17 protein-coding genes and 2 pseudogenes are annotated in these 22,668 nt (G+C 58.8%); 11 read left to right on the top strand and 8 right to left on the bottom strand.

Annotated features, from left to right (window positions below):
- Window positions 1-70: 70 nt before the first annotated feature.
- Entirely contained in the window at window positions 71-424 is a 354-nt protein-coding gene (locus BZL43_RS26895) for a hypothetical protein (protein WP_095635085.1), read from the bottom strand.
- A gap of 505 nt (window positions 425-929) precedes the next feature.
- Between BZL43_RS26895 and BZL43_RS26900 the strand changes: the two genes are divergently transcribed.
- Entirely contained in the window at window positions 930-5,837 is a 4,908-nt protein-coding gene (locus tag BZL43_RS26900) for an NAD-glutamate dehydrogenase (protein ID WP_095635086.1), read from the top strand.
- Between the two features lie 215 nt (window positions 5,838-6,052).
- On the opposite strand, the gene BZL43_RS26905 is transcribed toward BZL43_RS26900, so the two are convergent.
- The 3 genes and pseudogenes from BZL43_RS26905 to BZL43_RS26915 all read right to left on the bottom strand — a co-directional run bounded on the left by BZL43_RS26905 (window position 6,053) and on the right by BZL43_RS26915 (window position 8,546).
- On the bottom strand, window positions 6,053-6,469 hold the full coding sequence (locus BZL43_RS26905; RefSeq protein WP_095635087.1) for a cupin domain-containing protein: 417 nt from the start codon (window positions 6,467-6,469) through the stop codon (window positions 6,053-6,055).
- Window positions 6,470-6,697: 228 nt separating this feature from the next.
- Window positions 6,698-6,989 (bottom strand): annotated as a pseudogene (locus BZL43_RS26910) (antibiotic biosynthesis monooxygenase family protein).
- Window positions 6,990-7,112: 123 nt separating this feature from the next.
- A complete protein-coding gene (locus BZL43_RS26915) occupies window positions 7,113-8,546 on the bottom strand; it encodes a PLP-dependent aminotransferase family protein (RefSeq protein WP_095635088.1) in 1,434 nt (477 codons plus the stop codon).
- A gap of 205 nt (window positions 8,547-8,751) precedes the next feature.
- On the opposite strand from BZL43_RS26915, the gene BZL43_RS26920 reads away from it, so the two are divergent.
- The 3 genes from BZL43_RS26920 (at window position 8,752) to BZL43_RS26930 (ending at window position 10,973) form a co-directional block, all read left to right on the top strand.
- Window positions 8,752-9,192: a carboxymuconolactone decarboxylase family protein gene (locus BZL43_RS26920; protein ID WP_095635089.1), complete on the top strand. Its 441-nt coding sequence runs from the start codon at window positions 8,752-8,754 to the stop codon at window positions 9,190-9,192.
- A gap of 197 nt (window positions 9,193-9,389) precedes the next feature.
- Window positions 9,390-10,364 (top strand): LysR family transcriptional regulator, encoded by a 975-nt coding sequence (locus BZL43_RS26925; protein WP_095635090.1) that lies wholly within the window; start codon window positions 9,390-9,392, stop codon window positions 10,362-10,364.
- Between the two features lie 84 nt (window positions 10,365-10,448).
- On the top strand, window positions 10,449-10,973 hold the full coding sequence (locus tag BZL43_RS26930) for a GNAT family N-acetyltransferase (protein ID WP_095635091.1): 525 nt from the start codon (window positions 10,449-10,451) through the stop codon (window positions 10,971-10,973).
- A gap of 162 nt (window positions 10,974-11,135) precedes the next feature.
- Here the strand turns inward: BZL43_RS26930 and BZL43_RS26935 are convergent, their stop codons facing one another.
- Complete coding sequence (locus BZL43_RS26935; RefSeq protein WP_095635092.1) at window positions 11,136-11,828, bottom strand: aspartate/glutamate racemase family protein; 693 nt, start codon at window positions 11,826-11,828, stop codon at window positions 11,136-11,138.
- Between the two features lie 203 nt (window positions 11,829-12,031).
- On the opposite strand from BZL43_RS26935, the gene BZL43_RS26940 reads away from it, so the two are divergent.
- Window positions 12,032-12,526, top strand: coding sequence for a hypothetical protein (locus BZL43_RS26940; protein ID WP_095635093.1), 495 nt, complete (start codon window positions 12,032-12,034; stop codon window positions 12,524-12,526).
- 56 nt (window positions 12,527-12,582) lie between these two features.
- Here the strand turns inward: BZL43_RS26940 and BZL43_RS26945 are convergent, their stop codons facing one another.
- Both BZL43_RS26945 and ccoN read right to left on the bottom strand, forming a co-directional pair.
- Window positions 12,583-12,804, bottom strand: coding sequence for a CcoQ/FixQ family Cbb3-type cytochrome c oxidase assembly chaperone (locus BZL43_RS26945; protein ID WP_095635094.1), 222 nt, complete (start codon window positions 12,802-12,804; stop codon window positions 12,583-12,585).
- Between the two features lie 15 nt (window positions 12,805-12,819).
- Entirely contained in the window at window positions 12,820-14,247 is a 1,428-nt protein-coding gene (gene ccoN, locus BZL43_RS26950) for a cytochrome-c oxidase, cbb3-type subunit I (protein WP_095635095.1), read from the bottom strand.
- A 406-nt stretch (window positions 14,248-14,653) separates the two neighbouring features.
- On the opposite strand from ccoN, the gene BZL43_RS26960 reads away from it, so the two are divergent.
- The gene (locus tag BZL43_RS26960) at window positions 14,654-15,622 is read left to right on the top strand and encodes a hypothetical protein (protein ID WP_095635096.1); all 969 of its coding nucleotides are present in this window, start codon (window positions 14,654-14,656) and stop codon (window positions 15,620-15,622) included.
- Between the two features lie 286 nt (window positions 15,623-15,908).
- Window positions 15,909-16,586 carry a DUF3313 domain-containing protein gene (locus BZL43_RS26965; protein ID WP_095635097.1) on the top strand — a complete coding sequence of 226 codons (678 nt, stop codon included), beginning with the start codon at window positions 15,909-15,911 and terminating at the stop codon, window positions 16,584-16,586.
- 177 nt (window positions 16,587-16,763) lie between these two features.
- On the opposite strand, the gene BZL43_RS26970 is transcribed toward BZL43_RS26965, so the two are convergent.
- Complete coding sequence (locus tag BZL43_RS26970) at window positions 16,764-17,189, bottom strand: YciI family protein (RefSeq protein WP_095635098.1); 426 nt, start codon at window positions 17,187-17,189, stop codon at window positions 16,764-16,766.
- Between the two features lie 226 nt (window positions 17,190-17,415).
- Between BZL43_RS26970 and BZL43_RS26975 the strand changes: the two are divergent.
- The 4 genes and pseudogenes from BZL43_RS26975 (at window position 17,416) to BZL43_RS26990 (ending at window position 22,411) form a co-directional block, all read left to right on the top strand.
- Window positions 17,416-19,982: pseudogene (locus BZL43_RS26975) on the top strand (S-type pyocin domain-containing protein).
- Complete coding sequence (locus BZL43_RS26980; protein ID WP_095635099.1) at window positions 19,979-20,254, top strand: bacteriocin immunity protein; 276 nt, start codon at window positions 19,979-19,981, stop codon at window positions 20,252-20,254. The pseudogene BZL43_RS26975 and the gene BZL43_RS26980 overlap by 4 nt, the downstream one beginning before the upstream one ends.
- 96 nt (window positions 20,255-20,350) lie before the next feature.
- Window positions 20,351-21,919: an S-type pyocin domain-containing protein gene (locus tag BZL43_RS26985; RefSeq protein WP_095635100.1), complete on the top strand. Its 1,569-nt coding sequence runs from the start codon at window positions 20,351-20,353 to the stop codon at window positions 21,917-21,919.
- A gap of 48 nt (window positions 21,920-21,967) precedes the next feature.
- Window positions 21,968-22,411: a polyketide cyclase gene (locus BZL43_RS26990; RefSeq protein ID WP_095635101.1), complete on the top strand. Its 444-nt coding sequence runs from the start codon at window positions 21,968-21,970 to the stop codon at window positions 22,409-22,411.
- The last annotated feature ends 257 nt before the right edge of the window (window positions 22,412-22,668 follow it).

Below are 22,668 nucleotides of genomic sequence, written 5' to 3' on the forward strand. Positions count from 1 at the left end.
CGAGGCGCCGCGTCTTACGCAAAACCTGTAGGAGCGAGGCTTGCCCGCGAAGGCGCCAGCTCAAACACCATCAGAGCTTGCTGATGTAAGTACCCGTCCCCTTGAGGATGTTCTGCAAGGTCTCTTGCACTTCAGCCAGATCCTGCGCATCGGTGCTGTGCAGGATTTCCAGCGAATCTTCGCCACCCAGCACATCGGCGTCCGCGGCGGCAATTTCGATCAGCAGGCGATCAGGACTGAGGGTGACTTTCACGCCGTTAAGGGCCGAAGGCTTGTCGTGGAAGATGATCTCCAGCTCATCCTCGTCCGGAAAGCGGCTCATCAGGAACATTTCGCCGTCAGCGCTGGTGCAGCAGAGCATGGCCAAGTTGTCTTCTTCTTCGTCGCACGGGTTGGCGATCAAGAGGTCGGTTGTCATTTGCATGGGGAAAATCCTGGCTCGGCGAGCGTGGTGAACGCAATAAAAGACGATTCTGCCAGCCCTCGGGAATTTCTGCTCGGCTGAGTGTCAGAAGATGTGTCGTGAACATTCGGGGTGTTGCTGGTCACTTCTGGCACGCAGGTGCCGTAAAACCGGGCATAAAGTGCCCGATTTTCTACACGGCTGCTAATGTTGTTCGAGGCGCCTGCCGCGCGCTGCGTACCGTTGACCGAATATGTCGCAGCGCTGCAAGCATGGCCCTTGCCGCAGTCGTTAAGCTGCGCAACGGATGAGCACCCGTAAAGGCATTGCGCCGCTACCCGGGCCAGTCGTTTTTGCAGATGCCCATTCAATGGAAGGTGAATGTGACCTGAGTGTCTCGTCCAGCTTCACCCACCTGTCATCCTGTTTCCTCTGCCCGAGAATCAGGAACAGGGTGACGGATTGCCCCGAAAGGGGTTTGCACGCGACGCTTCCATCAATAACAAGCCCAAGCGGAGTACCACAGATGGCGTTCTTCACCGCAGCCAGCAAAGCCGACTTCCAGCACCAACTGCAAGCGGCACTGGCGCAGCACATCAGTGAACAGGCACTGCCACAAGTGGCGCTGTTCGCTGAACAATTCTTCGGCATTATTTCCCTGGACGAGCTGACCCAGCGTCGGTTGTCCGACCTCGCCGGCTGCACTCTTTCTGCGTGGCGCCTGCTTGAGCGCTTCGATCACGCGCATCCGCAAGTGCGCGTCTACAACCCCGATTATGAACGCCACGGCTGGCAGTCGACCCACACCGCGGTCGAAGTGCTGCACCACGATCTGCCGTTTCTGGTGGACTCGGTGCGCACCGAGCTGAACCGTCGCGGCTACAGCATTCATACCCTGCAAACCACTGTGCTGAGCGTGCGTCGCGGCAGCAAGGGCGAGCTGCTGGAAATCCTGCCCAAAGGCACCCAGGGCGAAGGCATTCTGCAAGAATCGCTGATGTACCTGGAAATCGACCGTTGCGCCAACACGGCCGAACTGAACGTCCTGACCAAAGAGCTGGAGCAGGTTCTCGGTGAAGTCCGCGTCGCGGTCGCCGATTTCGAACCGATGAAAGCCAAGGTCCAGGAGCTGATCGAAGGCATCGATAACAGCCAGTTCATCATCAACGCCGACGAAAAATCCGAGATCAAGAGCTTCCTGGAATGGCTGGTGGGCAACCACTTCACTTTCCTGGGCTACGAAGAATTCGTGGTGGGCGAGGATCAGAACGGCGGTCACATCGAATATGACCAGAACTCGTTCCTCGGCCTGACCAAGCTGCTGCGCGCCGGCCTCACCGTCGACGACCTGCGCATCGAAGACTACGCCGTGAACTACCTGCGCGAACCGACGCCGCTGTCGTTCGCCAAGGCTGCACACCCAAGCCGTGTTCACCGTCCGGCTTACCCGGATTACGTGTCGATCCGCCAGATCGATGCCGATGGCAACGTCGTTAAAGAATGCCGCTTCATGGGCCTGTACACCTCCTCGGTGTACGGCGAAAGCGTGCGGGTCATTCCTTACATCCGTCGCAAGGTCGAGATCATCGAACAGCGTTCGGGCTTCCAGGCCAAGGCTCACTTGGGCAAGGAACTGGCCCAGGTGCTTGAAGTGCTGCCGCGTGACGACTTGTTCCAGACTCCGGTGGATGAGCTGTTCACCACCGTGATGTCGATCGTACAGATCCAGGAACGCAACAAGATCCGCGTGTTCCTGCGCAAAGACCCGTACGGCCGTTTCTGCTATTGCCTGGCCTACGTGCCGCGTGACATTTACTCCACCGAAGTGCGCCAGAAGATCCAGCAAGTGCTGATGGATCGCCTGAAAGCCTCGGACTGCGAATTCTGGACATTCTTCTCCGAGTCCGTGCTGGCCCGTGTACAACTGATTCTGCGGGTCGATCCGAAGAACCGTCTGGACATCGACCCGGTTCTGCTGGAAAAAGAAGTGGTGCAAGCCTGCCGCAGCTGGCAGGACGACTACGCGAGCCTGGTAATCGAAAGCTTCGGCGAAGCCCAGGGCACCAACGTGCTGGCCGACTTCCCGAAAGGCTTCCCGGCCGGTTACCGTGAGCGTTTCGCCGCCCACTCGGCGGTGGTCGATATGCAGCACCTGCTGAGCCTGAGCGAAAAAAATCCGCTGGTCATGAGCTTCTATCAGCCGCTGGCCCAGGTCTCCGGTCAGCGCATGCTGCACTGCAAGCTGTATCACGCCGACACCCCGCTGGCGTTGTCCGACGTGTTGCCGATCCTGGAAAACCTCGGCCTGCGCGTACTGGGTGAGTTCCCGTATCGCCTGCGTCATAACAATGGCCGCGAATTCTGGATCCACGACTTCGCGTTCACCGCCGCCGAAGGCCTGGAACTCGACATCCAGCAACTCAACGACACTTTGCAGGACGCCTTCGTCCACATCGTGCGTGGCGATGCCGAGAACGATGCTTTCAACCGCCTGGTGCTGACCGCCGGCCTGCCATGGCGCGATGTGGCGCTGCTGCGTGCCTACGCCCGTTACATGAAGCAGATCCGTCTGGGCTTCGACCTGGGTTACATCGCCAGCACCCTGAACAACCACACCGACATCGCTCGCGAGTTGACCCGGTTGTTCAAGACCCGTTTCTATCTGGCGCGCAAGCTGGCCAGCGATGACCTGGAAGACAAGCAACAACGCCTGGAACACGCGATTCTGACAGCACTGGACGATGTCCAGGTGCTCAACGAAGACCGCATCCTGCGTCGTTACCTGGACCTGATCAAAGCGACCCTGCGGACCAACTTCTACCAGACCGATGCCCAAGGTCAGAACAAGTCCTACTTCAGCTTCAAGTTCAACCCGCACCTGATTCCGGAGCTGCCCAAGCCGGTACCGAAGTTCGAAATCTTCGTTTACTCGCCTCGTGTCGAAGGCGTGCACCTGCGCTTCGGCAACGTTGCTCGTGGTGGTCTGCGCTGGTCTGACCGGGAAGAAGACTTCCGTACCGAAGTCCTGGGCCTGGTAAAAGCCCAGCAAGTGAAGAACTCGGTCATCGTACCGGTGGGTGCGAAGGGCGGCTTCCTGCCGCGTCGCCTGCCACTGGGCGGCAGCCGTGACGAGATCGCGGCCGAGGGCATCGCCTGCTACCGCATCTTCATTTCGGGCCTGTTGGACATCACCGACAACCTGAAAGACGGCGTACTGGTACCGCCGGCCAACGTCGTGCGTCATGACGATGATGACCCGTACCTGGTAGTGGCGGCGGACAAGGGCACTGCAACCTTCTCCGACATCGCCAACGGCATCGCCATCGACTACGGCTTCTGGCTCGGTGATGCGTTTGCATCCGGTGGCTCGGCAGGTTACGACCACAAGAAAATGGGCATCACCGCCAAGGGCGCGTGGGTCGGCGTACAACGCCACTTCCGCGAGCGCGGCATCAATGTCCAGGAAGACAGCATCACCGTGGTGGGCGTCGGCGACATGGCCGGTGACGTGTTCGGTAACGGCTTGCTGATGTCCGACAAGCTGCAACTGGTCGCTGCGTTCAACCACTTGCACATCTTCATCGACCCGAACCCGGAGCCAGCCAACAGCTTCGCCGAGCGTCAGCGTCTGTTCGATCTGCCGCGTTCGGCGTGGTCGGACTACGACACCAGCATCATGTCCGAAGGCGGCGGGATCTTCTCGCGCAGCGCAAAAAGCATCGCGATTTCCCCGCAGATGAAAGAGCGCTTCGATATTCAGGCTGACAAGCTGACCCCGACCGAACTGCTCAATGCCTTGCTCAAGGCACCGGTGGACCTGTTGTGGAACGGCGGTATCGGTACCTACGTGAAAGCCAGCACCGAAAGCCACGCCGATGTCGGCGACAAGGCCAACGATGCACTGCGCGTGAACGGCAACGAACTGCGCTGCAAAGTCGTGGGCGAGGGCGGTAACCTCGGTATGACGCAGCTGGGTCGTGTCGAATTCGGCCTCAATGGCGGCGGTTCCAACACCGACTTCATCGACAACGCCGGTGGTGTGGACTGCTCCGACCACGAAGTGAACATCAAGATCCTGCTCAACGAAGTGGTTCATGCCGGTGACATGACCGACAAGCAACGTAACCAGTTGCTGGCGAGCATGACTGACGAAGTCGGTAACCTGGTGCTCGGCAACAACTACAAGCAGACTCAGGCACTGTCCCTGGCGGCCCGCCGTGCTTATGCGCGGATCGCTGAATACAAGCGTCTGATGAACGACCTGGAAGGCCGTGGCAAGCTGGACCGCGCCATTGAGTTCCTGCCGTCTGAAGAGGCGATCAACGAGCGCGTCGCGGCGGGCCATGGCCTGACCCGTGCCGAGCTGTCGGTGCTGATTTCCTACAGCAAGATCGACCTCAAGGAAGCGCTGCTCAACTCCTTGGTGCCGGACGACGACTACCTGACCCGCGACATGGAAACCGCTTTCCCGCCGACGCTGGTCAGCAAGTTCTCCGCCGCCATGCGCCGTCACCGTCTGAAGCGCGAAATCGTCAGCACCCAGATCGCCAACGATCTGGTGAACCACATGGGCATCACCTTCGTTCAACGACTCAAAGAGTCCACCGGCATGAGCCCGGCGAACGTGGCCGGCGCTTATGTGATCGTGCGTGACATCTTCCATCTCCCGCACTGGTTCCGGCAGATTGAAGGCCTGGACTACCAGGTCTCCGCTGATGTGCAACTGGAGCTGATGGACGAGCTGATGCGTCTGGGCCGCCGCGCCACCCGCTGGTTCCTGCGTGCCCGCCGCAACGAGCAGAACGCTGCCCGTGACGTCGCGCATTTCGGTCCGCACCTGAAGGAGTTGGGCCTCAAGCTTGACGAACTGCTCAGTGGCGAGATTCGCGAAACCTGGCAGGGCCGCTATCAGGCGTACGTCGAAGCCGGTGTGCCGGAGTTGCTGGCACGCATGGTGGCTGGCACCACGCACCTGTACACCCTGCTGCCGATCATCGAAGCTTCCGACGTGACCGGCCAGGACCCGGCGGACGTGGCCAAGGCCTACTTCGCCGTGGGCAGTGCGCTGGACATCACCTGGTACCTGCAACAGATCAGCGCCCTGCCGGTTGAGAACAACTGGCAGGCCCTGGCCCGTGAAGCGTTCCGTGATGACGTCGACTGGCAACAACGTGCGATCACCATCTCGGTCCTGCAACAGGGCGACGGCACCCAGGACGTGGAAACACGCCTGGCGCTGTGGATGGAAGAGCACGAAGGCATGATCGAACGCTGGCGCGCCATGCTGGTGGAAATCCGTGCCGCCAGCGGCACCGACTACGCCATGTACGCGGTGGCCAACCGTGAATTGCTGGATGTGGCGTTGAGTGGTCAAGCGGTGGTGCCTGCCACTGCACCTGCCGCTGTCAGCACCGAGCTGGAACCGGCTGCCTGATAGGCGTTGAATGAAAAAGCCCCGTCTCGAAAGAGATGGGGCTTTTTTTTGTCTGATGGTTTTGGAGTGTCTGGTCGGCCTCTTCGCGGGCAAGCCTCGCTCCTACAGGGATTGCGGGTGTCCACAAAATCGGCGTTCAACACAAAAAACTGTAGGAGCGAGGCTTGCCCGCGAAGAGGTCATCAATCGCGCCGAGACTTTTTTATGTGCAGCGATCAGTTCTCCAAAGGAATCAACACTTGCTCATCCGGGGCCAACACCATGAATACCAACAGCTTGGCGGGTTGGGTAGCGCTGGCGTTTTTCGAAACCAGATGTTCCGAGCCGGCCGGTTCATACCAGTACTCGCCGGCCTTGTAGTTGATGGCTTTTTCGCCTTTGACTTGCGAAATGATCTCCCCCGACAGCACATAGGCCATCGCCGTGCCCTGGTGTTTATGGGCGATGGACGATTGGCCCGGTTGGTAATCGACTTCGATCATCAAGGCTTTTTTGCCCGGTGCATTTTTCAGCATCTGGTCCTGCAGGACGGTGACTTTTTCTGACGGGGCCGTCTCATGGGCGAAGGCCGGGGTTGTAACGCTCAGCGTCAAGGCGGCGAGAGGGGCAGCAAAAAAATGAAGCGCATTCATGGTTGATTACCTGAGGTGGTGAGTCGTCAGGAACCACAGTAAGCCGCGCTATCGGGCAATCAAACGGCCAATTTTCGGGAAGGTGAGGGGGCCAATGACCGAAGCTACGTTACCCGTTGATCGTTCCACGCTCTGCGTGGGAACGATCATCACAGCGGTATTCACGACTGCTGCGCAGCCGAACGCAGCCTCGCAGGCTCGGCAGCTGCTACATGGGGGGTTATTGTTTTAAATGATTGGAAAACTATTGAAGTCGACGGCATTGGCCAACCGGCTATCGATCAGGCCGATAAAGCCTTGCACTTCGGGGCAGTTGAAATGCGATTGCATGGCCGCTTCCGATTGCCAGCGAGCGCTGACTGTCCAGCGGGTGTCGTCCTCAGGGCAGCGATCGACCATATAGGCGTCACAGCCCGGAAGTTCGCGCAGGGTGTCGACAATCTTTTGCAGTTGCTTGCCCAGTTCGTCCGAGCGGCCGGCGGCAGCCTGCACCTTTGGTGGTCATCACTTCGTTGGACATTGCTCACACTCCTGAATCAGGCCGGACGAATCCTGCTCATTGAGGGATAACGCCCAATCAGGATAGGCCTGCACCTGCGGACCGCCAATAGCCAATCACCGAATAAAGCCGCAGACCAATTCCTCAGCCGAGCTGCTGCAAAATATCCCTTAAGCGGTCCAGGGCGATGTCGATGTCCAAGGTGTCGATCGCGCCGAACCCCAGGAACAGCCCGGCCCGTGGCGCTTGCTGGTAAAAAAAGCCGTCCAGGGCATAGAGTCCCACTTCGACTTTTTTCGCCAGTTCGATCACCAATGGAATATCGACCGGCACCTTGCACAGTACCGCCATGTGGAACCCGGCCGTGGTGGGCACCGCTTCGAACCACGGCGAAAGATCGCCCGCCATGCGCGCCAGGATCCGCTCACGGCGCCCGGCGTAAATCGTGTGGCAGCGCCGGATGTGCTTGAGCAGGCAGCCCTCGGCGATGAACTTGGCGAGCGCCCATTGGGGCAGGGTGGAGGTGTGCAGGTCGGTGAGCTGCTTGGCGCGGATCACCGCTTCGAGAATCGCCGGCGGCAATATCGCATACCCGAGCCGCAGCTCCGGCAACAAGGTCTTCGAGAAGGTGCCGACGTAGGCGACGATGCCGCGCTCATCCAGGCTTTTCAGCGAGTCGGTGGGCCGGCCTTCGTAGCGGAATTCGCTGTCGTAGTCGTCTTCGATGATGATCGCTCCCAGCTCATAGGCCCTTGCGAGCAGGGCTTCGCGCCGGGCCGGGCTCAGGGGCATGCCCAGCGGGAACTGGTGGGACGGGGTAACGTAAATCAGCCGGGTGCCGTCGGGAATGTGTTCCACCTGTATGCCTTGCGCATCCACCGGCACGCCAACCACCGTCGCGCCATGGCTCCCGAACAACAGGCGCGCCGGCGGATAGCCGGGGTCTTCCATGGCGACGAGGCTGCCCGGTTGGGTCAATACCCGGGAAATCAGGTCCAGCGCCTGCTGCGCGCCGTTGCACACCACCACGTCTTCGTCCTGGCAGTTGACCCCACGTGAAAACGCAATGTGCTGGGCGATGGCATTGCGCAGTGTCGGCAGGCCTTCGGGCAGGCTGTAAAAACCTTTGGAACCGGCGATCTGGCGTAAGGCATGGGCGGTGCAGCGACGCCAATCATCCTGCGGAAACTGGCCTTTGCTGGTGGCGCCACCGATGAACTCATAACGCAACAAACCTTCCAGCGTCGGGTGGCGCAAGAAGGTCGGCAGGTTGCGCCAGCCCTCGATGACGTCGAAGCTGGCGAGCTCCGAATGGCTCTGCTTGCGGATGATTTTTGCCGGCCGGGCATTGACGTAAGTGCCTTTGCCGATCACCCCGGTGAGGAAGTTTTCATAGGTCAGCTGCGCATACGTGTCGGAAATGGTTTTGCGCGAGATCCCCAGTTGTGCGGCCAGCAAGCGGCTGGGCGGCAGTTGCGTCCCGGCTGTCAGGCGACCGGACTCAATGGCATCGCGCAGTTGCCGGTACAACTGGCCTGTCAGGTCCTTGCGGCCGTTGATGACAACATGAAGTTCCATACCGGCGGGGCTCCTGGGGCGATTCAAGCGACTGTGCGTCGCGCCAGATTACCCGCATGAACGGCTGCGCAGAAGTTGCGTGGGCGAAAAACCTGCGATTGGCCTGCTGCCGGGCGGTCCATGGTTTTATCGCCAAATTGGCTCTGTAACCCTTGTGCCCGGGCGCCTACCGTGGAGGCACTGATCAGCGCCATGAGGCACCGTCATGAATGCACGCCTGGATTACTACAACGCATCGCCCAAAGCGATGAAAGCCATGATCGCAATGGAGGCCTTGACCGGCAACCTGGGCATCGAACCGGCGTTGCTGAACCTGATCAAAATCCGCGCCTCACAGCTCAATGGCTGCGCCTTCTGCACCGACATGCACTCGGTGGATGCGCGCCGCTTTGGTGAGAGCGATCGCCGGCTGTATGCGATCGTGGTCTGGCGCGACAGTCATTTCTTCAACCCTCGGGAGCGGGCGGCCCTGGCCTGGACCGAAGCGGTGACCCTGCTTGCGCAAAGCCATGTGCCGGATGACGTGTACGCCCTGGCCAGGGAGCAGTTCAGCGAAGGCGAACTGGTCGACCTGACCATGGCCATCAGCACCATTAACAGCTGGAATCGCCTGGCGGTGAGCTTTCGGCAAACGCCCAGTGATTGAGTCGCAGAACCTGTAGGAGCGAGGCTTGCCCGCGAATAGGACATTCCATTCAGCATCCATATTGACTGATACACCACCTTCGCGGGCAGCCTCGCTCCTATAGACATGTTTGATCGGTTTTTGCCCGGTAGTCACATCAGGTTCATAAACAGCCAGCAGGATAAAAACACTCAAGGAAAGATCGACAGGAGTCATCAATGTCATTCATGGAACCCACTGATCGTCAGGGTGTGGCCGAGTACCGTTGGCCCGTAGAACAAAACCAATCCTTACACTCACTGGCCGGAATCGATCCGGTGCTGGTGCAGTCTTTCCGGGTCTGCGCCCGCTGCGGTTGTTTCATGCAAGCGGCCCGCAGCCTCAACATCAAATCAACCCAATTGCGTAAACGACTGGCACAACTTGAAGCGCAACTGCGGTGTTCGCTGTTCAGCCACTCGGCCAATGGCTTTGCACTTAGTCGTGACGGCTTGCACCTTCAGGCGCAGTTGATTGCGCTGGTGCACGAGCGCAAGTTGCCGGTGATCGAACAGCCGTTGATTCGTCTGGCCGTGGCCGAGTCGATCCTGCACGACATCCTCGGCCGTGATCTGATCTCACTGTTGCGGCGCAACGCCAGTGTGCGACTGGACATCATTTCCCTGGACAGCGAACTGTCGCTACGAGCGATCAGCGCCGATGTGGTGGTGTGGCTGGGGGGCACCGATTCGCCGTTGCCAGGTCCCAGTTTCGCCATCAGCGAACCCCAGCGCCTGGCACGGGTGGACTATCTGCCACACATCGCCAAACGGTATTCACGGGTCGCGGCGCGGCCGGACAGCCTGGGTGACCTGGCCGATTTCATGCTGGTGCAATGGCAGCACGACCGCCACGTCAGCGCTTTAGGCCCGTGGAACAGTCTGGTGGAGCAGCGTCTGGCGGGGGTGGTGCAACTGCATGCCTATGAGCTGATGCTGGAGATGATCCGCTGCAGCGCCTGCATCGGTCTGCTGCCGCATTACATGAGCCAATTCGACCGGGGGCTGGTGGCGTTGCCCGGGCTCTTCAAGCAACCGATGCAGCGCCAGGTATGGATGGCGGTCAATGCCGAGTCCCGGGATGAGGCCGAGGTGCAGCGCATCGTCGAACTGATCCACAACACCTTCAACGAGCGGCGGGAGTGGTTTGAATAGATCCTTGGAACACATCGCTTCTCGTCACAAAGGTTTGCACCGTTATAGAGTAGGCAGCCATGCACGCATCAAGGACGAAAATTCATGCCTGTCGATTCCGTTATTACCCTCGAACGCTTCAGCGAATCCCACATCGAGGGCATCACCGCGCTCTACAACGATCCCGCCGTGGCCCGGCAGGTGCTGCAAATGCCGTTTCAGTCCACCGAGGTCTGGCGCCAACGCCTGATGGCGGACAACGAGCGCGCGGTGAAACTGGTGGCGCTGCACCAGGGATCGGTCATCGGCCACATTGGGCTGGAGCAGTTTTCGCGAATCCGCCGTAGCCACGCAGGCAGCTTCGGCATGGGTATCGCTGTGGCTTGGCAGGGCAAGGGTGTCGGCTCGAAACTGCTGGCGGCGGCGCTGGACGTCGCCGACAACTGGATGAACCTGCAACGGGTAGAACTTTCGGTGTACGCCGACAACGAAGCGGCCATCGGCCTGTACCGCAAATTCGGTTTCGAGACCGAAGGCCTGTTTCGTGATTACGCCGTGCGTGACGGTCGGCTGGTCGATACCCTGAGCATGGCGCGCCTGCGTCGCACCCCCGAGGCCCAGTGTCGGTAAGTCAAGGCGCAGAACCTGTGGGAGCGTGGCTTGCCCGCGAAGAATTCATCGCGGTTTTTCAGGTATTACGCGTTATCGTTCTTCGCGGGCAAGCCACGCTCCCACAGGATATTCGTCGCTCAAATTTCTTGACTTACCGGCATTAGGCCAAAGCCGATTGAGTCAGTCACCCAACGCAAACGCCACCACCGCCTGCGCATGCAGTTCGGTGGTGTCGAGCAAGGGCAGGGCGCTGTGCTGGGGTTTGATCAGCAGGCCGATTTCGGTGCAGCCGAGAATGATCGCCTGCGCGCCACGCTCGGTCAGCGACTCGATCACCCGTTGATAGACCTGGCGTGACGCCTCGCTGATCACCCCGACGCACAACTCGTCATAGATGATCCGGTGCACGGCCAGACGTTCATCAGCCTCCGGTACCAGCACCGTCAGGCCCTTGGCCGTCAGACGTGCCTTGAGAAAGTCTTGCTCCATGGTGAACGCAGTGCCCAGCAAACCCACGCGCAGCGCACCGGTGTCCAGTGCCGCCTGACCCGCCGGGTCGGCAATGTGCAGGAACGGAATATCGATCGCGGCCTGAATCTGCCCGGCCACCTTGTGCATGGTGTTGGTACACAGCACCACGCACTCGGCGCCACCCGCCTGCAGACGCTGGGCCGCATCCACCAGAATCGCCGCCGCCTCGTCCCAGCGCCCGGCATGCTGGGCCTGTTCGACCGGGCCAAAGTCGACGCTGTACATCAACAGTTTCGCCGAGCGTAATGGCCCGAGGCGGTCACGTACCTGCTGGTTGATGAGACGGTAATACTCGGCGCTGGACTCCCAGCTCATGCCGCCGATAAGGCCGATGGTGCGCATGTTGTACTCCTGTGAATGGCAAACCCTTGCGAGAGCGGTCTTGGTTCGAGAATATCCCGTGAGCTTCTTGGCAATCTATCAGGAAATTTCATGTCCACCCGGGCATGACCCTCAATACCGTTCACGCTTTTAGTCGTACGCCTGTGGCGCGCATCTGCCATGCTCAAAGGCCGCAGCAACGCTTCAACCAAAGGAACACCGCAATGGACGACGTACAGCAACTGGGTGAGATGCTTCGCCACTATGCAGAAAGCGAAGCGCACAAGAAGCAACTGTTTGAGTCGCAATCGGCCGTGTGGGCGACGCGCATTGGTGAGTTGTTCGATCAGATCCAGCAGTGGCTGGCACCGGTGCTGGCGCCGAATTTGCTGGAGGTGAGTCGCGAGGCGTATGTGGCGTCCGGGCCGAGCGTGCCACTTGAAACATCGCCGTTCAAGACCGAGAAGCTGAGCGTGGTGATCGCCGGTAAACCGGTGGAGTTCGTGCCGGACGTGATGGGCCCGGGTGGGCAGATTTCCCTGGCCGTAATGGGCTTGACCGCCGCGCGTTATGGCAGCATTTCGCTGGTGTGCCTGCCGCCCTCCAGCAATTGGCAGTGGCGCAAGACCAATGGCTTGAAAGACCCGGACACCTTTGCCTTCGATGCGAACTTCCTGGCGCAGCAACTGCAGAGCCTGATTCCCCGCGAGCGCGGCTGAATTCTCTGAGCATGATCGTTCCCACGCAGAGCGTGGGAACGATCATTGAGGGTGCCTCAGATTTCGAGATTGCCCCAACCCGGCTTCACCTCTTGCGGCGCCACCGCCTTCACGGTCTTGCCCGTCGCCAATTCCACCCGCCGCGCCACCTCCGGGTCATCGGCGAACGGAATCAGGCTGGCATCGTCCAGGCTCTCGGCCGTCTGCTGTTTCAGGCTGTACTCGACCGCCAGCCAAAGCCCCAGAACACCCAATAGATTCAACGTCATCTCGATCATGTCGGGCTCCCTGCCTCAGGCAATCTGCGCTTGAAGTTCAGCCATTTTCACGTCCGCCACCCGCACCGTGCGCCAGGTGTTGTAGGCCATCAGCAACATGCCGCTGAGGAAAAACACCCCGCCGACAAAACGCACCACAAACCCCGGATGACTGGCCTGCAAGGCTTCGACGAAGGAGTAGGTCAGGGTGCCGTCGTCATTGATCGCGCGCCACATCAAACCCTGGGTGATGCCATTGACCCACATGGACGCGATGTACAGCACAGTGCCGATGGTCGCGAGCCAGAAGTGTGCGTTGATCAGGCCGATGCTGTGCATCTGCGGGCGGCCGAAGACTTTCGGGACCATGTGGTAGACGGCGCCGAAGGTGATCATCGCCACCCAGCCCAAAGCCCCGGCATGCACGTGGCCGATGGTCCAGTCGGTGTAGTGGGAGAGGGCGTTCACCGTCTTGATCGCCATCATCGGCCCTTCAAAGGTCGACATGCCGTAGAAGGCCAGTGACAGCACCAGAAAGCGCAGGATCGGGTCGCTGCGCAACTTATGCCAGGCGCCCGAGAGCGTCATCATGCCGTTGATCATGCCGCCCCAGCTCGGCGCCAACAGGATCAGCGACATCGCCATGCCCAGCGACTGTGCCCAGTCTGGCAAGGCGGTGTAGTGCAAATGGTGTGGGCCGGCCCAGATGTACAGGGTGATCAGAGCCCAGAAATGCACGATCGACAAGCGATAGGAATACACCGGCCGATTGACCTGTTTCGGCACGAAGTAATACATCATTCCAAGGAAGCCGGTGGTCAGGAAGAACCCCACCGCGTTATGCCCGTACCACCACTGAACCATGGCGTCGGTGGCCCCGGAATACACCGGATACGATTTGAACCAGTCCACCGGGATCGACAGGTGATTGACCACGTGCAGCATGGCGATCACCACGATGAATGCGCCGAAAAACCAGTTGCCGACGTAGATGTGTCTGGTCTTGCGTTGCACCACCGTGGTGAAGAACACGATGGCGTAAGCGACCCAGACCAGCGTCATCCATACCGCGCCGCTGAATTCGATCTCGGCGTATTCCTTGGTGGTGGTGTAGCCCAGCGGCAGGCTGATCAGCATTACCACGATCACCGATTGCCAGCCCCAGAAGGTGAACGCGGCAAGCTTGTCGGAATACAGCCGCACCTGACAGGTGCGTTGCACCGCGTAGTAACTGGCGGCGAATTGCGCGCTGCCGGCAAAGCCGAAAATTACCAGGCTGGTGTGCAGTGGACGCAAGCGGCCGAAGGTGGTCCATGGCAGGTCGAGGTTCATCTCGGGCCATACCAGTTGCGAGGCGATCCACACCCCCATCGCCATCCCGACAACACCCCAGACGATGGTTGCCACGACGAATTGGCGAACGACCTTGTAGTTATAGGCCTGTCCGATTGTTGCTGTGCTCATGGTCAGTTCTTCCACGGTTGCAAAGACTTGCCAGGCCACCCGGTCTGGCATGCCATGAACTGTAGAAACCCTGCCGCAAACAAAACAGGCTCAGAAAAACCGAGTTTATGCGGATCAGGTACGAGGCCAGCCTGCGGCCATAGGCCGCGCTCCTGATACGGTTTCCTGGTGTTTGGCTGAATCTGTAACGTGCAGCGCGGCCCGTGGCGAGGGGGCTTGCCCCGTTGGGCGGCGAAGCAGCCCCAGAATCTCTGGTGTGCCAAAGATTTTGTGAGTGCTGCGCACTCAAACGGGGGCAAGCGCCTCGCCACAAGGTTCTTCCTGGCTGGTTTTTCTGCTTGGGCCACTGATGGCATTTTGGTAGAGTCCGCGCCTCTTAGGGAGTCAGCAAAGAAAGGAGTCTGGTGTGAGCGTGGGCAAGAAGGTTTTAGGGCTTTTCGCGTTGCTGCTGATGGCGGCCCTGTGGGGCAGTTACTTTTATGTGTTCAAAGAGAACCGCAACGGCCAGCTCGGGGAGACGTTCAGCAGCTACGCCTGGTGCGGCACGCCGCCGGCCAGCGATGCCACCGGCTCGGGCAAGGATCGACTGTCGCTGCACATCACCAACAACGTTCATGGCCAGTTCATGCTCTCGGGCGCGGTGATCGTCTCCGAGCGAACCTTTGATCGTTATGACCTGGGCCGCAACGAACTGCGGCTGCGCATGGAACCCCTGCAGTGGTCTTATGGCATTGCGCCGATCCTCATGGAACAGGTCAAGATCAAGCCCCTGAGCCGTAATTTGTCTTCGACCAACAAAAGTGCCTACGCCGAACTTGAATCCCGGCCCATCGGGGTCTTGGGGCGGTCGACGGACTTTCCGTTCGACACCTATCGCTACGGCTACAAACCGGTGCTGTACATCCTCAAAGGCAATGAACGCATTGACCTGAAGTTCAGGCACATCACCACGGGCATGGAGATGTCGAACACCTTTACGCCGATCCAGAAGTACAACCGGGTCGAATACATCAACGAGAAAAATTCATTGATTCGCGAAGAGGATTACAAGCCCTACGGCGCCAACGAATGCGCGTTCAGTGTCGAGCGCAAGGGCTCGTTCAAGGTGATTGTGCTGCTGTTGCTGCTGGTGATGTGCCTGCCGCTGCTGCACGTGTTTTATCGCGATGAGCCGGGCATCGATTTTCTCGCCACGCTGGTGAGTATTGGTGCGATCCGGGTGTTTCTGGTGGGGCCGTTGAACGACTTTCAGCTGTACAGCATCGACTTCCTGTTCGCGGCGGTGATCATCCTCGTGGGCACGGTGTCGTTGATCAAGGCGATGCGGGCCAATAGTCGGCGGGAACTGGCGGCGAGAAGCGGATCTTCGTGGTGATTGACCAGGTTTTTTCCAGGTGAGGTTTTGCGTTGTTTTAGCTGATGTCTTCGCGGGCGAGCCTCGCTCCTGCGGGCTGCGGGTTGTATGCATTCCTGCCAACCACCCCAATCTTGCAGGAGCGAGGCTTGCCCGCGAAGGGGCCTTTGAATATTGCCGCAATCACTTCAACGGCCGTAACAATGGATGAATATTGTATGTTTCGATAACAAAACGCCCAGTATTGGCTATACCTTTAATTCCCATATGCCATATTGTTGCCGGCCTTCTGACAGGAGTTACAAGCATGAAGCTTGCGTTAATGATGAGCACCCTGTGCATCGCCTCTATCGGAGTGGTGGGTTGCTCCAGCAAAGTCGTCGAGCCAGACCAGTATTCCGGCTTTCTCAAGGACTACAGTCAGCTGAAGGAGGCCAAGTCGCCATCGGGCGCCGTGGTGATGCGCTGGATGGACCCCAAACTCGATATCAACAAATTCTCCAGTGTCTACATCGAGCCAACTCAGCTCTACCCCAAACCGCAACCGACGGTGAAAATTCCTCAGACAACCCTGAACGGCATCACCAGCTACTACGATCAAGCACTTAAACGCGAAATCGGCAGATCCCTGCCACTGGCCAGTGGTCCCGGCCCTGGTGTGATGGTGGTGCGTGCGGCGATCACCGCCGTCAGCAGCAAGACCGAAGGCCTCAAGCCTTATGAAGTCATCCCGATTGCCCTCGTGGCAGCGGCAGTCAGCACGGCCACCGGCATTCGAGACCAGGAAACCGATCTGGCCACCGAAGCCGTGTTTCTCGATGGCGGCAACAACAAAGTCCTTGCCCAGGTCGTGCGCAAGGGCACCGGCAAACCGCTGGAAAACTCAGACCAGGTGATGAAGCCCAACGACGTGAAAAACGTGATCGATGGTTGGGCGTCGGACCTGCATCAGTCGTATCTGAAACTCAAGTCCACGTCCAAATAATGCGGCGGGGCTGAGGGCCTCTTCGCGAGCAGGCTCGCTCCCACACTGGATCTGCTGTGAGCACATTATTTGTGAACACCAGCGATCAAATGCGGGAGCGAGCCTGCTCGCGATAGCCGTCTCCCGGTAACGCCAAATCCCTCAGCAATTCCGATACTCCGCGTAGGTGTGTCAGATTCAGTGCTTCTTCGCCTGCGCACGTACTCGTTCTTCCTGCTCGCGCAACTGCGGTGTGAATTCGGCCCCGAAGTCTTCGGCCTCGTACACCTGGCGAATCTCGATCTCGGCTTCTGTGCCCGGCATCGGGTTGGGGCAGCGCTTGACCCACTCGATCGCTTCCTCTTTGGACTTCACCTGCCACAACCAGTAGCCAGCGATTAGCTCCTTGGTTTCGGCGAACGGTCCGTCGATCACCGTACGCTCGTCACCCGAAAAACGGACGCGGGCACCTTTGCTACTGGGCTGCAGGCCGTCGCAATCGATGAGGATCCCGGCCTTGGCCAGTTCCTCGTTGAAGTTGCCCATCGCGGTCATCAGTTCTTCGCTGGGCATCACACCCGCCTCGGAATCGGGGCTGGCTTTCACAATGATCATGAATCGCATGGTTTTGTCTCCGCTGAATGTGAGTGACTCACGGTCTAGTCGAATGGTAGTCGCCCGAATCGACACTCCTTCCAACGAAAGACCGCAAAAGAATCGGATTTGTTACCTGTGAGGGTGATTGATTCCCTCAAATAGCACCTCGTTTTAAATCGACACCGATAACTATGTACCGCACCTGACTGCGGTTGCATCGACAGGCTGTGCCCTACAGACAAGGAGAGACTGTATGGCACAAAACACATTGAACGATGAATCGACAGGGGAAGTTGTTATCAAGCCGGGACCCTCATCCTCGGGCAGCGTTTTTAGCGTCGGCGGAGGGGTTTCAGGCGGATTCGGCGGTACGAGCAGCAGGAAGAGAAAAAGGGCCCGCAAACGGGCTATGGAAGCGCATCGCCAAGCACAAGAAAAAGCGCGTGTGCAGGCTCAAGCCGAGGCCGCACGAGCGCAAGCTGCTGCCGCACAAGCTCAGGAAGAGGCCCGCGTCCAGGCTCTTCACCAGTTTCTGGCGGGGCTGGCGCAGCGTCATGACGCCATCCGAGCCGAAGTGGATCGTCGCTTCGCCGAGACGGCCGCACAACTCAAGCCATCCCTTGAGCGCGAAATCTCGGCGGCGCGACGGGCGCCCAACAGCGACTCGAGCGAGCGCTGGCAGCTTTATCTGATCACCAAGGAAAAAAACGAAATCGACGGGCTCATCGCCCGCAAGACCGCTGAGCTCAATGCAAAAAACGCGGTTGCCCGGTCCTTCGATGGGCACGATCCATTTACCCGCACCTCGGATGATTACCTGACGCGATTGGGGGCGTTCGGTCAGGCGCTCAATGACGGTCACCAAATTTGGGAAAACGCCTACAACGCGGCCCATGAAGCGCGGTTGCTGACATCGCAAATCAATGCGCTTACGGATAAATCCAATGCGCTGGCCAAGTATCACGCCGAGCAGACGGTTGTCTGGCGCGAGAGGGAAGCCGTATGGGAGGCCCAGCGTCAGTACGCCGAGCAGCGTGAAGCGCGTATTCGCTTCAAGCAGCAGGCCGATGAAGATGCGCGCATAGAACGGGTCCGGCAGGCCAATACGCTGACGGCTCCCGTTACTTCGGTTACCGCTGGCGGGATGGTTTTGACGCGTGACGGCGCATTCGTGGCGCGGCAAGCGGCGGCAGCGCTTGAGGCGGCGGTCCAGTCTGCCGTCAACACCCTCATCGATTTCGGACGCATTGCTGCAAAAACGGGGCCGGTGTTCGTCACCGCGATGGTGTATTCGCCCACCCTCGGTCATGGCGAGTTGAGCCCTGAGCAACGTCGGCGTTTGTTCCAGGCTGTCGCCATTCCTGCGCAAGCGCTGGGGCTTTCCGATGGTCGAGCACTGCAATCGATTGCTGATTCCGGTGGCTCGGTGGAGGCGGCATACCGGCTCAAACCCGAAGCCGTGCCGGAGGGCACCGCCATCATTGCTGTCACTACGGGCGATGAGATTGATGCTGATGTGCCGGTCATCAATGCGGTACTTGACCCGCTGACCGGGTTCTACAACGCACAGATCCCCGGATTCCCGACCAGGCACCTTCAATTCGCGCCGAACGCTGCCGCTCAGGCTGCCACGACGAGCCAGGCGGGGCTGGCGATGTTGACGCCGCAGATCCAGGACATCCCGGCGGGTGTCGATCTGCGCATTCAGGACTGCATTGTTTGCGTACCGGGCCTGCCGCCGACGTACCTGTCCTTCAATCTGCCACCCATGGGCTCGGGCATCGTCACCGGAAACGGTCAACCGGCCACGGCTGACTGGTGGAAAACGGCGAGCAAGGAGACGGGCGCAGCGATTCCGACGCAAGTCGGCGATCAGTTTCGAGGTCGCGAAATCAACTCGTTCGAGGCGTTTGATCAAGCGCTGTGGCGAACGCTGGGCGAGCACCCGGCGCTCGTTAGCCGTTTTGATGGGGTGAACAAAAAGCGCATCGAACAAGGCTTCGCGCCGTACGCGCCGAAAAGCACCTGGGTCGGTGAGCGACGCGAGTTCGAACTGCGCTATCAGGAGCGGGCAGAGCTCGGCGCCAATCCTTTCAACCTCGACAAAATCAGCATTACCACGCCGCAAAGCATCCAGGGACGGCTGGGGATCACTCCTGCGGTCCTGCCCTGGCCGATTCGTCCGGTCGGCGGCGGAACCTGGACACCTCTGGTTCCGCCGGGTATCGAACACCTGGGTCCTACAACCTCACCGGTGAAACCGTCGATTCCAGCGGTTTATCCCGGCAGACCGATCATCCCGGTCCTACCGCAAAACGAGACGTTTCCGGCTGTTGACGAAGGGCTGATGGGTGCCAATATTCCTGGGTACCCGGCGGATATGGAATTGCCTTCGTCGGATGTCCTGTTTCTGGATCGGCGTGATGATCCTGGTGTGGCGATGGGGGGGTTGGGCAGTCGGTTTCAGGAATATGGTTGGGGGATGCGGCACGAGCGGAGGGGGCGCCGATTCCCGAGCAGATCGCGGATAAGTTGCGGTCGATGGAGTTTCGTAATTTCCATGGATTCAGGCGGGCGTTTTGGAGGGCTGTTGCGGCGGATGTGGAATTGAGTCAGCAGTTTAGTAAATCTAATTTGGACAGAATGCGAGATGGGTCTGCACCTTTTTCGGTCCTTGTGGATCAAGTTGGGGGGCGTAAGGCTTTCGAACTCCATCATCAGGTAGAAATTTCGAAAGGTGGGGATGTTTACGGTTTGGATAATATTTCGGTAATGACTCCGAAACGTCATATTCATCTGCACAAGGAGAATAATCAATGATTCTAAAAGGGCGGTTGGAGGACTACACCGAGGAAGAGTTTTTAAATTTTCTAGGGGAGTTTTTCCATCAAACAAGCGGTTTGAAGGGGATAGCCTTGGAAGTTTATCGGGAAAAGCTCCTGGATCATTTTGAGGCGATTACCGAACACCCCGGCCGCTCAGACGTCATCTTCTACCCCAAGGAAGGCCAAGAAGACAGTCCCGAAGGTATCCTGAAGGAAGTCAAAGAGTGGCGCGCAGCCAATAATAAACCTGGCTTCAAATCCGGGTAATTCAGCTCGGTGGCTAACTGGCATCTGTTCATAGCGAAATGGGCAGGTGCCATTGTTTTCGGAAGTTTGTCCAAGCTACACAAGGAAGCAATAAAGATGGAACTTAAAACAACACTCAAGGATTACACCGAATCGGAATTCCAGGCCCTGGTGAACAGAATCTGGGCCGTCGATCTGCCGAAACAGGACCACGACCGACTGATCAATCATTTCGACAGCATCGTCGGTGATCCCAAAGGGGCCGACCTGCTGTTTTATCCGCCAGAGGACGATACGAACACTTATTCATCGGGCTCGGTCGTGTACTACGTCAAAGACTGGCACCACAAACAGGGGCGTGCCGCATTAAAAGGGGAGGGCGTTCCTGTTCCTCGTCCGGTTGCTGCAAGACCGGGAGCACCGTTGACCCCGGCGCAGATGACACAGCAACGTATCGCCTGGAACCTGGCTGATGTACAGAAAGTCGCTGTAGATCTGGCGGACTCAGAACGGGCGGCAGAAACGGCACTCAGTGTATTCGAGCAACAGATCAAATACATGCGTCAGCGACAGAACGCCCAAATGGACGTCCATGGGCGCGAGGCGGACATCCGTGCTCTGGAGGCTTCTGAATTTCAAGCGCGCCTGGCAGCCCGCCGATACGAATTCTGGAAAATGAGCATCGGGTTCAAAAGAGACAGCGCCCGGCGCGAGCTATCCTACGCCCGGTCCGAACTCGCGCAGTGGCAAAGTATCGCCCAGCAGATCAATTCCACTCACGACCGTTATCTGGCGAAGTTGAATGAAATCAATGAACGTCTCCTTCGTTTTCAAGTGGATGCCGAAGCGCTGCTGGCGGTTGCGCAAACACAACTCGTTGATCAGCGTTATCAGCAGGGAGCAGGGCCGACCCAGGCGGGCGATTTGCTTTTTGCGCCACATGCCTTTGCCAATGCGCGACCGGGTATTTTCCTTGATGGCGGCCTTTCGCAACCCTTGGAGACCCATCGGGTAGCACTGCAAAAAGCCATACGCTCGGCGGTGGCGGAGTTTACCTGGCAGATCACCTCGGGAGCCCAAGACCATCAAGGTCAATACGCAGCCGTGCTGCAATTTGAATTCGCCAGTCGGGCCGAAGTGGAAAGGTATGGGCTCACCGTTCCACTGCTCGAGTTGCTGCCGATCGAGGGCCAGGACTGGCAAGTCCTGGCCGCGACGGGGGCCGAAGTCGATCTTCCTTTCAGGATGAGCAGCGGCACGTACGCCGTTCCACCAGGAACGATGTCCCGAGGGCTGAGAGAAATAAACACGTTGCGACAGGTGGCCATTACGCCGACTAATGGCAACGTATTGTCGTCCAGGGTGAGGGTGCGAGCGGCTGTCTGGAATGAGCAGATGAAGACTTATTGTTTTACCGCTGACGGGCCCGCCCCGGCAATGGTGAGCTGGAGCGCGCCAGCTAACCTTGAAACCATCTCGACCCTGACGCCAGCCCCCGAGTATCGGCTGGGATTCCTTCGCTCATCGCCTGTGCCTGTGTTGGAATCCTTCAGTGACATGGCTGCGATTCGTTTCGATGACTATGTAGTGGTGTTCCCGCTGGAATCTGGCCTGGACCCGCTTTACATCATGTTCAGAGACCGGAACGAATACCCTAAAATAACCATTGCTCAAGCAAAGTCCTAGTGCTGTCGCTTTCAGCCACCCCGCCAAACAAAGGAAATGTTACGGCTTATGCCTGTACTGGAACTCACCACCCTGATCCCCAATCGTACCCCCGAGCAAGTCCTCGACTTCTGTCTGGAAGGCATGAACTTCCCGAAGATCTTTCCAGAGCGAGTCACGCTGTTGAGCGAGATCGATTTGAGTAACCTGCGCATCGAAGCCGGTCGCCAGTTTCGCTTTCGGCACTGGATGTTCAACCTGATCCCGTCGAGCTGGACGGTGGTGATCCGCGAGGTCGGTGAGACGCATTTCGTCGATGAAATGCTCGAGGGGCCGTTGCGTGCCTTTCGTCATGAACACCGTGTGGCGGCGGGCAAGGGCGGTACGCTGTACACCGACCGGGTGACCTATGCGGCGATTGGCGGCGCGCCATTGGAATGGCTGGTGGTCAATGGGTACATGCGGCGGATTTTCGAAGCGCGGCATCGCAATATGCTTGGATTGCTGGGCTGACATTTATCTGTAGGAGCGAGGCTTGCCCGCGAAGGCGGTGTGTCAGGCAACATTGATGCGACTGACTGTCCCTCTTCGCGGGCAAGCCTCGCTCCTACCGGGGGTTGTGTTGTTTGTGAGGTTCTGCAACACATTTTGCTTTGTATTTGGGCATAGGTGGGGGTGTCAGAAATTTTGTGTTCGGGCATAACATGAGTAAGAGGTGCATGTATGCCAACCAAGAAGAAACCCGCGTTGCGAGATCTACCGAAAATCCC

The sequence above is a fragment of the Pseudomonas sp. PICF141 genome (genome assembly GCF_002286815.1).
Classification (GTDB): Bacteria; Pseudomonadota; Gammaproteobacteria; order Pseudomonadales; family Pseudomonadaceae; genus Aquipseudomonas.